This window comes from Kribbella sp. NPDC002412, assembly GCF_053592935.1.
Map to the genome: position 1 here is coordinate 41142 of NZ_JBSFBL010000004.1, position 11820 is coordinate 52961.

At 69.4% G+C, this 11820-nt stretch carries 11 protein-coding genes and 1 pseudogene; 4 read left to right on the forward strand and 8 right to left on the reverse strand.

The annotated features are described in order from the left end of the window. On the forward strand, positions 1-1422 hold the full coding sequence (gene mptB, locus ACWCOV_RS04505; RefSeq protein ID WP_449827823.1) for a polyprenol phosphomannose-dependent alpha 1,6 mannosyltransferase MptB: 1422 nt from the start codon (positions 1-3) through the stop codon (positions 1420-1422). On the opposite strand, the gene menD is transcribed toward mptB, so the two are convergent. Genes menD through menE form a run of 3 tightly spaced genes read right to left on the reverse strand, consistent with a single transcriptional unit; the run spans position 1409 to position 5066 of the window. Continuing rightward, complete coding sequence (gene menD, locus ACWCOV_RS04510) at positions 1409-3049, reverse strand: 2-succinyl-5-enolpyruvyl-6-hydroxy-3-cyclohexene-1-carboxylic-acid synthase (protein WP_449827824.1); 1641 nt, start codon at positions 3047-3049, stop codon at positions 1409-1411. The two genes, mptB and menD, sit on opposite strands and share 14 nt — an antisense overlap. Continuing rightward, entirely contained in the window at positions 3046-3978 is a 933-nt protein-coding gene (locus tag ACWCOV_RS04515) for an o-succinylbenzoate synthase (RefSeq protein ID WP_449827825.1), read from the reverse strand. The genes menD and ACWCOV_RS04515 overlap by 4 nt, the downstream gene beginning before the upstream one ends. Continuing rightward, positions 3975-5066: an o-succinylbenzoate--CoA ligase gene (gene menE / locus ACWCOV_RS04520; protein ID WP_449827826.1), complete on the reverse strand. Its 1092-nt coding sequence runs from the start codon at positions 5064-5066 to the stop codon at positions 3975-3977. Before menE ends, ACWCOV_RS04515 begins: the two co-directional genes overlap by 4 nt. Before the next feature lie 78 nt (positions 5067-5144). On the opposite strand from menE, the gene ACWCOV_RS04525 reads away from it, so the two are divergent. Then, positions 5145-6017, forward strand: a complete 873-nt coding sequence (locus ACWCOV_RS04525; protein ID WP_449827827.1) for a 1,4-dihydroxy-2-naphthoate polyprenyltransferase — start codon at positions 5145-5147, stop codon at positions 6015-6017. 375 nt (positions 6018-6392) lie between these two features. Here ACWCOV_RS04525 and ACWCOV_RS04530 read toward each other — a convergent pair. Together ACWCOV_RS04530 and ACWCOV_RS04535 are read right to left on the reverse strand one after the other, a co-directional pair. Beyond that, positions 6393-6509, reverse strand: a pseudogene (locus ACWCOV_RS04530) (transposase); the annotation flags it as partial. A gap of 88 nt (positions 6510-6597) precedes the next feature. After that, a complete protein-coding gene (locus ACWCOV_RS04535) occupies positions 6598-7719 on the reverse strand; it encodes a PLP-dependent cysteine synthase family protein (protein ID WP_449827828.1) in 1122 nt (373 codons plus the stop codon). Positions 7720-7801: 82 nt separating this feature from the next. Here ACWCOV_RS04535 and ACWCOV_RS04540 point away from each other — a divergent pair, with 82 nt between their 5' ends. Together ACWCOV_RS04540 and ACWCOV_RS04545 are read left to right on the forward strand one after the other, a co-directional pair. Then, positions 7802-8038, forward strand: coding sequence for a hypothetical protein (locus ACWCOV_RS04540; RefSeq protein ID WP_449827829.1), 237 nt, complete (start codon positions 7802-7804; stop codon positions 8036-8038). Further along, positions 8022-9041, forward strand: a complete 1020-nt coding sequence (locus ACWCOV_RS04545) for a M48 family metallopeptidase (protein ID WP_449827830.1) — start codon at positions 8022-8024, stop codon at positions 9039-9041. The genes ACWCOV_RS04540 and ACWCOV_RS04545 overlap by 17 nt, the downstream gene beginning before the upstream one ends. A gap of 63 nt (positions 9042-9104) precedes the next feature. Here ACWCOV_RS04545 and ACWCOV_RS04550 read toward each other — a convergent pair whose 3' ends face one another. The 3 genes from ACWCOV_RS04550 to ACWCOV_RS04560 form a co-directional block, all read right to left on the reverse strand. Further along, on the reverse strand, positions 9105-10688 hold the full coding sequence (locus tag ACWCOV_RS04550) for an MFS transporter (RefSeq protein WP_449827831.1): 1584 nt from the start codon (positions 10686-10688) through the stop codon (positions 9105-9107). Between the two features lie 61 nt (positions 10689-10749). Further along, positions 10750-11355: a TetR-like C-terminal domain-containing protein gene (locus tag ACWCOV_RS04555; RefSeq protein ID WP_360525758.1), complete on the reverse strand. Its 606-nt coding sequence runs from the start codon at positions 11353-11355 to the stop codon at positions 10750-10752. A gap of 213 nt (positions 11356-11568) precedes the next feature. Then, positions 11569-11820, reverse strand: a complete 252-nt coding sequence (locus ACWCOV_RS04560) for a DUF4229 domain-containing protein (RefSeq protein WP_360525761.1) — start codon at positions 11818-11820, stop codon at positions 11569-11571.

The following is an 11820-nucleotide window of genomic DNA, read 5'->3' on the forward strand; positions in this document are numbered from 1 at the left end:
ATGCGCTCGCCGATGGTCCGTGGGGTGGTCGGCTCCGTCGTAGTCGCCATGGCGAGCCTGGTGACCTCGGTGGTGCCGCCCTCCTCGTGGGTGGCGTCGTTCCCGATCACCGGCGAACTGCGGGCCTCGCTGCCCGGCCGGATGGTCGGACTGTCTTTCATGGTGGCCGGGCTCGGGCTGATGGCCTGGGCCTGGCTGTCCGTGGGCCGGCACGTGATGGCCGGCGAACGACTGCCGCTGCTGCGCATGACGGCGTCCTGGACCGCTCCCCTGCTGCTGATCCCGCCGTTGTTCAGCCGGGACGCGTGGAGCTACGCCGCGCAGGGTGCACTCGTGGCCGAGGGCTACAACCCGTACGACGTGGGGCCCGGGGTGCTGTCCGGTCACATCGTCGAGGCAGTCGACCCAATGTGGATGCAGACGCCGGCGCCGTACGGCCCACTACCTCTCGCGTACGGCGGTCTGGTCGCACACCTGACCCTGGACCCGTACGTCCTGATGCTCGCCCACCGACTGCTGGCCGTGGTCGGCCTGCTGCTGATCGCTTGGGCTGTGCCGCGACTGGCGACCGCCTGCCGGGTCGACCCAGTGGTAGCGACCTGGCTCGTCGTCGCCAACCCGATGCTGATCATGCACGGCATCGGCGCGGCGCATAACGACGTACTGATGCTCGGACTGGCCTGTAGCGCGTTTGCTCTCGCTCTGACGGGCCATTGGGGTACGGCGGCAGTCGTAGCAGGCGCTGCGGCCGCGGTGAAGCTGCCTGGCGGGCTGGTGGTGATCGCGATCGCCGCAGTGATGAGTCCGCGCGCTGGGCGGGCGCTGCGGTTCGCCAGTCTGGCGATCGCCGGTGCGGTGTCGGTGCTCACGCTGGTGACCATCGGCGAGCTGACCGGCGTGGGGTCCGGGTGGCTGAGTGCGCTCGATGTGCCCGGGCTGGTGCGCTCGCCGTTCTCCATCGCGAACCTGATCGGCATGGCGGCATCCGGCGTACTGGCGTGGCTGGGTGAGGACACGGCTGCCGAGCAAGCACTACAGCTGGTGCGCCTCGCCGGGATGCTGCTGGCGATCGGTCTGATCGCCGTACTGAGTCTGCGGTCGTCGATCCACCACGCGGCGCGGGCAGTGGGCATCGCTCTGCTCGCGGTGGTGCTGCTAGGCCCCAGTGCGCACGACTGGTACTTCCTGTGGTGCCTGCCGTTCCTGGCCGTCGCTCGGCCCGGCCGACGGCTAACCACCACCATCACGGCGGTCAGCCTGATCTTCACCATCGCGGCGCCGCTCAACTCCTCGTTGCGCGGCGCCACCATTCCGATCCTCACCACGACGGCACTGGCCATCGCGACCATCGCACCGCTGCTCAATCACCTGCGCAAGCTGCAGCCCGCCAAGAAGACCCGGGTCCCCGTCACTGCTGCTTGAGCGCCGCCACCAGCGCTTCGCTCAGCGGTCGGTGGCCGGTGCGGGACACGCGCGCCTCCACCACGTCCAGACCGGCGACTGTCGGGCTGAGCGCCGTACGCAGGGCGTCCGGGGTTTCGGCCAGCGTGTAGGGGGTGTTGGTGGCTGCGCACAGGGCCGACAGGTCGGTGTTGTGCGGCGTACCGAAGACTCGCTCGAAGTGGGTGGCGTGGGTCGGGTCGCCCTGTTCGAGGGTGGAGAAGATGCCGCCGCCGTTGTCGTTGACCACGATGATGCGCAGGTCGGGACGGGCCTCGTCCGGACCGATGATCAGGCCGTTGGCGTCGTGCAGGAAGGCCAGGTCGCCGATCAGCGCGTACGTCGGTCCCGCATTGGCCAGCGCGGCTCCGACAGCCGTCGAGACGGTGCCGTCGATCCCCGCCAGGCCACGGTTGGCGATGGTTCGGATCGGGACGACGGGAGCGAGGTCGAGGTCGCGGACCGGGTTCGAGGACGCGACCACGAGCATGCCGTCGGCGCCGACCGCCTCGCCGACGATCGCAGCGATGCCCGGGCCGGTCAGACCGTCCGCGAGCGCCTTGTCGATGACCGGACGGGCCAGCTGGTCCGCATGCTGCCAGCGCTCGAGCCAGTCCGTCGTGTCGGCTCCGGCCACCTCCAGCCCGGTGACGACCGACGACGCACGCCGGGCCGGGTCCGGCCACAGCCCGGCCGGTGACACCACGATCACCTCGACGTCGGGCCGCGCGAGCAGCTTGGCGATCGGCCGCGACAGCGTCGGGTGCCCGTACACCAGGATCCGCTCGATCTCCGCGGCCAAAGAGTTTGCCTGCAGCAACAGCCGGTACGCCGAGATGACCGAAGGACCGGTCCGCGCCCGGCTGGACGGCTCGGCGAACAACGGCCACTGACCCGCCTCGGCCGCCAACCGCGCCGCCTGTGACGCACCGTCGCCCGCGACGACGACAGTCTTCGGCCCAGGCTGGACGGCCGACGGCTGCCCGGCGGCAGCATGCACTGCAGTCCACGGCCCACTACTGCGACCGTCCAACGACTCAGGCCACTCCGGTCCATCGGTAGGCACCAGTGGCTCGGCTAGTGGGCAGTTGAGCTGCACCGGCCCCGGGTCCGCCGACCGTGCACCGACCGCGTTGGCCACGGCCCGGGCGACCTGCGACCGCCAGTACGCCACCTGGCCGACCTCACGCACCGGAGTGCCCATCTCGTGGAACAGCCGCACCGCAGAGCCGAACACCTTGAGTTGGTCCGTCGTCTGGTTGGCGCCGCTCCCGCGCAACGCCGGCGGCCGGTCGGCGCTCAGCACGATCAGGGGTAACCCGCTGTGCGAGGCCTCCAGCACGGCCGGGTGCAGGTTGGCCACCGCCGTACCGGACGTGGTCACTACAGGCACCGGTAGTCCGGTCCCCCGGATCAGGCCGATTGCCAGGAAGCCCGCCGTACGTTCGTCGATCCGGACGTGCAGCCGCAGCCGGCCGTCACGGTCCGCTGCAGCGAGTGCGAGCGCCAGTGGCGCGCTGCGGGAGCCCGGTGCCACTACGGCTTCCCGTACGCCGTTGCGGATCAGTTCGTCGACCACCACAGTCGCAAACGCCGTGGACGGGTTCATCCGGCACTCCTCATCTGCACTCGGCTCATGCGCTCTTCCCACACCGCAGTACGGGCTGCATCCGCCCGGGCAGCGTCCAGCAACGTCGGGTCCGGCTGCACCCGGCGTACCGGCAGGAATCCGTCCACCGGTAGCAGCGGCTGGGCAACGACCTCGCTGGTAAACATCGACACCGTGGCCAGCCCGCACGCGTAGGGCAGCTCCGGAAGCGCGGCAGCGAGCGCAACGCCCGCAGCGATGCCCACTGACGTCTCGAGCGCTGACGACACCACCACAGGGAGGCCGATCTGCTCAGCGATGTCCAGGCATGCACGCACTCCGCCGATGGGCTGGACCTTCAGTACGGCGATGTCCGCAGCGTCCAGCTTCTTCACCAGCAAATGGTCCTCGGCCCGCCGGATCGACTCGTCCGCAGCCACGGGCACGTCAGTACGGCGTCTGACGGCCGCGAGATCCTCTACCCGCGCGCACGGCTGCTCGACGTACTCCAAGTCGAAGCGCCGGAGCTCTCGTAGTGCTTGCACTGCCTCATCCACAGACCAGGCGCCGTTCGCGTCAACGCGCACACGCCCGGCTCCGATCGCATCCAGGACCGCCTCCACGCGGTCTAGGTCGTCTGTGAGCGACTGGCCAGGCTCAGCCACCTTCACCTTGGCTGTGCGACAGCCGGACGCCCGCACGATCTCGGCCGCCCGCTCGGGACCGACAGCAGGCACAGTGCAGTTGACCGGTACGGCGTCCCGCACCGGCGCCGGCCACCCGTCGACGGCCGCCTCCCGCGCCGCCCGCAGCCAGGACACGCAGGTCGCGTCGTCGTAATCCAGGAACGGGCTCCACTCGGCCCAGCCCGCCGGTCCTTCGAAGAGCATGCCCTCGCGCACGGTGATGCCTCGGAACTTGTTCTTGAGGCCGATCGAGTACGTGATCACCGCACGCCCTCCTGCAGCGCCTGGCGATCAACCTTGCCCGAGGCAAGCATCGGCAACGCGGGCAGCTGGATCACTTCACGCGGCGCCCAGGTCCGCGGCAGCACCTCGGCCACGAAGTCCCGCAGCTCGTCGCGGCCGGGTTCACCCACGACGAACGCGACCACCCGAGTCCCCCACTCCGCGTCGGGCACGCCGAGCACGACCGCATCCTTCAGCCGCGGATGCTCGAGCAACCGGGCCTGGACGGTCGGCAGCGTGATGTTGACGCCGCCGGAGATCACCACGTCATCCACTCGGCCGATCACCCGCAGCCGGCCGTCGACGAGCTCGCCGCGGTCCTGCGTGCGGAACCACCCGTCCTGGAGCACCTCGGCCGTCAACGCGGGCCGCCGTCGGTAACCGGAGAACAGTGTCGGGCCTTTGATCAGGATCCGGCCGGCGTCGAAGGCGATCGCCGTACCCTCCAGCGACTCGCCGGCGTAGACGCACCCGCTGCCGGTCTCTGTCATCCCGTACGCCGGGATGGCGGTGACTCCGGCCTCGGCCGCGCGGGCCTTCAGCGGGGCCGGCGTCGCGGCGCCACCGATGATGATCGCGTCGAACTCGCGCAGGGCGTCGGCGTCGGTGTCCAGGTAGCGCGCGAGCTGGGTCGGGACCATCGCGGTGTAGCGGCGCGGGCCGGTCATCGCTGCTGTTGCTTCGCTGAAGCTCTCTTCGGCGACTACAGGGGAAAGGCCGGCGACTACGGATCGGGTGAGGATCTGCAGGCCGCCGACGAAGTACGGCTTCATCGGCAGCAGCCACTGGCCCGGACCGCCGAGGCGGTCGTGCGTGGCGGTCGCGGAGGCGAGCAGTGCCTCACGGGACAGCAGCACGCCCTTTGGCTCGCCGGACGACCCTGATGTGGTGAGCACCACAGCGCAGTCGTCCTCCAGCGGCTCGTCCGGCGCGGCCGCCTGCCGGACCCGGGCCGCGGCCGCCGGATCCGACGGGACCGGCGCGAACGCCGTACCCGTGCCATCCAGTACGGCGGCAAGCGCGGACAACACGGCATCCGGCGTACCGGGGACCAGGCGCAACGTAGACATGTCAGCAACGAGCGTACGGCGTGGGTGTGGCTGCCCTGCTCGCGGCTGGTGTGGGTGTGGCTGACACAATCGGCAGTCATGGCCACACCTGCCCAGTGGATCGAAGGCGCGCGCCCACGCACGCTGCCCGCCGCGATCGCTCCCGTCCTCGTCGGAACCGGTGCAGCCGCCTACCTGGACGGCTTCGTCTGGTGGAAGGCCCTGCTCGCCCTCGGCGTCGCCCTGACCCTACAGATCGGGGTCAACTACGCCAACGACTACAGCGACGGCATCCGCGGCACCGACGAGAACCGCGTCGGCCCACTGCGCCTGGTTGGCTCCAAGGTCGCCACACCGGGACAGGTGAAGACCGCAGCGTTCACCTGCTTCGGTGTAGGCGCCGTACTCGGAGTCATCCTCTGCGCCACGTCCAACTGGTGGCTGCTGATCGCCGGCGCGGCCTCACTGGTCGGCGCGTGGTTCTACACAGGCGGCAAGCGCCCGTACGGCTACCGCGCCCTCGGCGAGGTCAGCGTCTTCCTGTTCTTCGGCCTGGTCGCCGTATTGGGCACCACCTACGTGCAGGCAGAAACCCTCCACTGGACGGCGCTCGCCGGAGCCGTAGCCATCGGCTCAATCGCCTGCGCCCTCCTGGTAGCCAACAACCTCCGCGACATCCCGACCGACACCGTCACCGGGAAGCGCACGCTGGCCGTCGTACTAGGCGCCCCCCGCTCCCGCCACCTGTACACCGCCCTGATCGCACTCGCCTTCATCCTCGCGATCGTCTCGGCGCTAGCGACCCCGTGGGCCTTGCTGGCCCTAATCGCCCTCCCCCTGGCCGCCAAAGCAGTCCGCGTAGTCACCAGCGACGCCGTAGGCCCAGCCCTGATCCCCGTCCTAAAAGCCACCGGCCTCACCGAACTCGCCTACGCAGCAGGCCTAGCCCTCGGCCTCACCCTCGGCAGCTAGTCCTTCCACGCGTGCTACGCAGTCCCTCCTTCATCGGGCCAGCTACGCGCGCTCCCGCCCGCCCATAGCATCCTTTCCGGCTATCGCCGGTGTTTGCGGGCTGCCGCCCGCGATCGACTGCCCGGCCGGCGCTCGCCGTCGAGCCGACTGCGCTCGCGATGACCCCAGCCCGCACCGCACTGCTACTGCGAGGTCTTGGCGAAGAAGGCCGCGGCTTTTTCAGGAACTCGTTCTCCAGCCGCAACCGGCGCACCTCCGCCTCGAGTTCTTCCTCCCGAGACCGCGGCACACCCGACGCCGGCCCCGGCGCGCGGGGAAACGGCTCACTGCGGCCCAGATGGGCGCGCTGGTAGTCGTTCACCCACTTGTTCAGCGTCTGCCGCTCGATCCCAGATCCCGCGCCACATCACTGATCGCCCGCCCCGACCCGATCACCATCTGCACGGCCTCAGCCTTGAACTGCGGGCTGAACCGGCGACGCTTCTCAGCCATGAACAAATCCTCTCAACCAAGAGCACCTGTCCAACAACCCTGGTACACCCCAGTGGGTGGGAGCCCGCGCAGTACGCGCGGGAAAGATCTACGCGCCTGGTTCGCGCCAGCGGCCGTTGGTGGCGAAGGTTTCGAGGGTGGTCATGTAGGGGGTGATGTCGATGCCGTTGGTGCGGAGCCAGGCGTCGTCGTAGTAGGTGTTGCCGTAGCGTTCGCCGCTGTCGCAGAGGAGGGTGACGATGCTGCCTCGGGTGCCGGTGCGGCGCATCTCCTCGGCGAGGCGGAGGGCGCCCCAGAGGTTGGTGCCGGTGGAGCCGCCGACCAGGCGGCCGGTGACGCGGGAGCAGAAGCGCATCGCGGCGATCGAGGCGGCGTCGGGGACCGAGATCATCCGGTCGACCACGCCGAGGACGAACGACGGCTCGACGCGCGGGCGGCCGATGCCTTCGATGCGGGACGGGCGGCCGGTGGAGAAGTCGTCGTCCGCGGCTTCGTAGCCGGGGAAGAAGGCCGAGTTCTCCGGGTCGACCACGCAGACCGAGGTGTCGTAGCGCTGGTAGCGGACGTAGCGGCCGATGGTGGCCGACGTGCCGCCGGTGCCGGCGCCGACCACGACCCAGGTGGGGATCGGGTGCTGCTCGAGCTTCAGCTGGCCGAAGATCGACTCGGCGATGTTGTTGTTGCCACGCCAGTCGGTGGCGCGCTCGGCGTACGTGAACTGGTCCATGTAGTGGCCGCCGGTCTCCTCGGCCAGCCGCTTCGCCTCGCCGTAGATCTGGCCGGACCGTTCGACGAAGTGGCAGCGGCCGCCGTAGAACTCGATCAGCTCGACCTTCTCCGGGCTGGTCGAGCGCGGCATCACCGCGATGAACGGGAGGCCGAGCAGGCGGGCGAAGTACGCCTCGCTGACCGCGGTCGATCCGCTGGACGCCTCGATCACCGTGGTGCCCTCGCGGATCCAGCCGTTGCACAGCGCGTACAGGAACAGCGAGCGCGCCAGCCGGTGCTTGAGCGAGCCGGTCGGGTGGACGGACTCGTCCTTCAGGTACAGGTCGACCCCGGTGAGGTCCGGCATCGGGAACACGTGCAGGTGCGTGTCCGCGCTCCTGTTCGCGTCCGCGTCGACGATCCGGATCGCCTCGGCCACCCAGGCCCGAGCCTTCTCGTCGCGCCGATCAATCTCGCGACACACCCCATCAACCTCACTCATGCGGGCCAGGCTAGATGCTAAGGCCCACATTTGAGTATTCCTACGCTCGGTCACGGGGCGCCGCGCCGGAACGATGAGGCGCATGGTGCTCATGGGTTCGGACCAGCTCTTGCCGTACGGCGTCGCGGTGCTGCTCGGCGTCTCCGCCGTACTCGCCACCCTGCTGAAGGTCTTCCTCGCGCTGGGCCGCACACCGCGCCACGCCCCGGCTCCCGCGGAGCGGGTGAATCTCTGGGTTCGGGTGGGCGACCCTGGGGGCGAGCTAGGTTGTGGGGAGATGGTGTCGACTGGCAGGGGGAGTGATGAGCGGGCACGATGAGCGGCCGACTCGGCAGCGGGCGACGTTGACGGATATCAGTTCGCGGGCGTGGGAGCACCCGGCGGACCGGGGTGCGCTGGTGGCGTTGCGGCAGCTGAAGGGGTTCGACTTCGTGCTGCGGAAGCTGTCCGGGCTGATCAACGAGCGGGCCTTCCGGCTGCAGTTCCTCGGCTCGGCGATCCGGGTCGACGAGCGGCAGTTCCCCACCGTGCACCGGCTGTTCACCGAGGCCGGCGTGACGCTCGACGTACGCCAGCTGCCTGAGCTGTACGTCACCAACAGCCCGATCTGGAACGCCGTCACGATCGGCATGGACAGGCCGTTCATCGTCGTCAACAGCGCGCTGCTGCAGGGCCTGGACGAGGAGGAGCTCCGGTTCATCCTCGGTCACGAGCTCGGCCACGCGCAGAGCGGGCACGCGCTCTACCAGTCGCTGCTGTTCTGGCTGATGCGGCTCACCGGCGCGGTGAACTGGGTGCCGATCGGCGCGCTCGGCATCCGCGCGATCATCGCCGCCCTGCACGAGTGGTCCCGCAAGGCCGAGCTGTCCGGCGACCGGGCCGGCCTGCTCGCCGTACAGGACCCGGCGGTCGCGCTGCGCGTCCAGATGAAGCTGGCCAGCGGCGGTCAGCTCGGCGAGCTCGACACGACCGCGTTCCTTGCGCAGGGCACGGAGTACGAGAGCGCCGGCGACCTGCGCGACAGCGTGCTCAAGCTGCTGCTGCTCGAGGCCCAGTCGCACCCGTTGGCCGTCATCCGGGCGCACGAGCTGCGGCGCTGGGTGGACGAGGGTGAGTACACCACGATCGTCTCCGGCACCTACCCGAAGCGGCAGGACGACGCCACCGCGTCGATGTCGCAGGAGGCGAAGAACGCGGCCAAGTCCTACTCCGAGGCCTTCGCCCGGTCCCAGGACCCGCTGGCCAAACTGCTTCGCGACATGGGCGACGGCCTGGGCGGCGTCCGCGACTGGGTCTCCTCCAGGTTCCCGCCGCGTCCCTGACCGCAGACAGCCGAAGGGCCCGCTTCCCCCCTCCCGGGAAGCGGGCCCTTCGAGTTTCGAGGCTCAGCCCACGTGGACCGGGCCGGACTGCCCGTCGGTGGCCAGGTCCTTGTGCTTGATGGACAGGCCGACGATCGTGACCACGGCCGCGCCCAGCATCAGGAACGTCGACCACAGGAACGCGCGGGTGAACCCGTGCGTGGTCGCCACCGCGGTGAACTGCCCCTCGAGCTGCTTCAGCTGCTCCGGCGTCGAGCCGGACTGCGCCGCCTTCTGCAGACCCGGGGCCAGCTCGGTGAACCGGTCCTTGATCGCGCTGGTCGAGATCGTGCCGAGCAACGCCAGGCCGACCGCGCCACCGATCTGCTGGACCGTGTTCAGTACGGCGGAGCCGACACCGGAGTCCTCGTTCGCCACACCGCTGACCGCGGTCAGCGTGAGCGGCACGAAGATCAGACCCATGCCGAACGACAGCAGCAGGATGAACGGCAGCAGGTGGGTCCAGTACGTCGAGTCCACCTCGAGCTGGCTGAAGCCGAGCATCCCGCCGGCCGCCAGCACGCCACCGGCGCCGGAGATCCAGCGCGGGTCCATCCGCGCCACGAGCGACGAGGCGACCTGCGCCGCGACCACGATGCCCAGGCTGAACGGCAGGAACGCGAAACCGGTCCTGATCGCGCTGTAGCCCATGATGTTCTGCACGTAGATGCCCAGGAAGTAGAACATCGAGAACATCGCGGCGCCGACGACCAGCATCACGAAGAAGCTGACCCCGCGGGTCCGGTTGGCCAGGATCCGGAACGGCATCAGCGCGTGCCGGGACCGGGCCTCGATGCCGAGGAAGATCGCGATCAGCGCCAGACCGCCGAGGATGTAGGTCAGCGTCAGCGTGTCACCCCAGCCCTCGGTGGCCGCGTGGGTCAGACCGTAGACCAGCGAGGTCAGACCGGCCGTGCCGGTGATCGCGCCGGGCAGGTCGAACTTGCCGGTCTGCCGCGGCGACTCCCCCAGGAACCGGAAGGCCAGTACGGCGACGATCAGGCCGATCGGCGTGTTGATGAAGAAGGTCCACCGCCAGTCGGCCTCGGTCAGCGCGCCGCCCAGGATCAGGCCGACGGCCGCACCGGCGCCGGACATCGCGGCGTACACGCCCATCGCGCGGTTGCGCTCCTTGCCGGCCGGGAAGGTGGTGGTGATCAGCGCCAGCGCGTTCGGTGAGGCCGCCGCGGCTGCGACACCCTGCAGGATCCGGCTGGCCAACAGCACGCCCTCGCTCTGGGCGATACCGCCGACGAACGAGGCCAGACCGAACAGCACGACACCGAAGACGAACACCTTGCGGCGGCCGATGATGTCCCCGATGCGGCCGCCGAGCAGCAGCAGACCGCCGAAGGCGAGCGCGTAGGCGTTCACCACCCACGGCAGGTTGGCGTTGCTGAAGCCGAGCTCGGTCTGGATGTGCGGCAACGCGATGTTGACGATGGTGCCGTCCAGCACCACCATCAGCTGCGCCATGCTGATCAGCGCGAGCGCGATGCCGAGATGACGGTGACCGTGGCCGTTGCCTGCCTCCGCGGCAGCCTGGCCAGGCACCGTGTCGGCCGGCCGCCGGTCCGGCGGATCGGCCTTGACGACGTCTTCGGACATGAAAAGTTTCCCCTCTTGGGCGTAGTTGCGTTGTTCGATCGCGGACCGGCCCCTCAACCGGTCAGCTCGCCTGCGACCCCCGCGCCGCAGGCAGGATCACGTTGTCGATCACTCGGAGGATCAGGTCGTCGGTCGGCTCGACGCCGAGGATGTAGGCGTGGTGGATGATCACCGCCGGCAGCGTGGTCGACAGCAGCTGCACGTCGACGTCCGGCGCGATCTCACCCCGCTCCACGGCCCGCTGGTAGACCGCGCGGGTCACGTCGAGCCGAGGCGCCAGGAACCGCTCCTGGAACGCCCGCTGCAGGTCGTCGTCGCGGTGCAACGCGGTCAGCAGGCCGGCGATCACCGACATCGGAAGCTCGTCGGTGAAACCGCCGTCGCCGCACGACATCGAGATCAGGTCACCCCGCAGGCTGCCGGTGTCGACGTCCTCCGGCAGCGGGCAGCCCTTCGCCCGGCTGATCGCGTCGACGACCAGGTCGGCCTTGGTGGACCAGCGCCGGTACAGCGTCGCCTTGCTGGCCTTGGCGGCCGTCGCCACCGCGTCCATGGTCAGCCGGTCGTACCCCAGCTCGGCCACCACGGCCACGGTCGCGTCGAGGATCTCCTCCTCGCGACCGCCCTCGACCCGAGGACGCTGCCGGACCCCTGCTGACTCCACCATTCATCACCCTGCGTAAACGACTAGTCACCGATAGAACGAAACGGTTTCGTTTCATCCATCACTCTACGACTCATGTGAAGGAACGCACAAAGGATTTTCCGCAGATTGCTGGAGTGGCCTACGTCACTCTCCGTACCAGTGGTCCCGGTGGTACGCCGCACCCAAAGAAACAGCCTCCACGGGATCCGTGGAGGCTGTTCGTGGTTCGGAGGGTCAGTCGTCGTCTTCGGCGGTGCGGGCCTGCTCGATCCGGTGCGAGATCTTCTCGGCGCGCTGCTCGATCTTGCCGGCCAGCCGGTCCCGGGCGGCGCGGAGCACGAAGATCGACAGGATCGAGGAGACGATCAGCGCCACCAGGGCGATCGGCCAGATCGTCAGCCAGCTCCGGAAGGCGAACCACAGCACGGCCAGGCAGACGGCGAACAGGGCCGCCCGCAGGCCGGTGTAGATGGCGAACTCCTTCAT

Bases quoted from the DNA above. Each gene is read 5' to 3' on its own strand.
- ACWCOV_RS04560 (WP_360525761.1), bottom strand. From the start codon at position 11,820: ATGAAGGAGTTCGCCATCTACACCGGCCTGCGGGCGGCCCTGTTCGCC.
- ACWCOV_RS04550 (WP_449827831.1), bottom strand. From the start codon at position 10,688: ATGTCCGAAGACGTCGTCAAGGCCGATCCGCCGGACCGGCGGCCGGCC.
- ACWCOV_RS04545 (WP_449827830.1), top strand. From the start codon at position 8,022: ATGAGCGGGCACGATGAGCGGCCGACTCGGCAGCGGGCGACGTTGACG.
- ACWCOV_RS04535 (WP_449827828.1), bottom strand. From the start codon at position 7,719: ATGAGTGAGGTTGATGGGGTGTGTCGCGAGATTGATCGGCGCGACGAG.
- menE (WP_449827826.1), bottom strand. From the start codon at position 5,066: ATGTCTACGTTGCGCCTGGTCCCCGGTACGCCGGATGCCGTGTTGTCC.
- ACWCOV_RS04540 (WP_449827829.1), top strand. From the start codon at position 7,802: ATGGTGCTCATGGGTTCGGACCAGCTCTTGCCGTACGGCGTCGCGGTG.
- menD (WP_449827824.1), bottom strand. From the start codon at position 3,049: ATGAACCCGTCCACGGCGTTTGCGACTGTGGTGGTCGACGAACTGATC.
- ACWCOV_RS04555 (WP_360525758.1), bottom strand. From the start codon at position 11,355: ATGGTGGAGTCAGCAGGGGTCCGGCAGCGTCCTCGGGTCGAGGGCGGT.
- ACWCOV_RS04525 (WP_449827827.1), top strand. From the start codon at position 5,145: ATGGCCACACCTGCCCAGTGGATCGAAGGCGCGCGCCCACGCACGCTG.
- mptB (WP_449827823.1), top strand. From the start codon at position 1: ATGCGCTCGCCGATGGTCCGTGGGGTGGTCGGCTCCGTCGTAGTCGCC.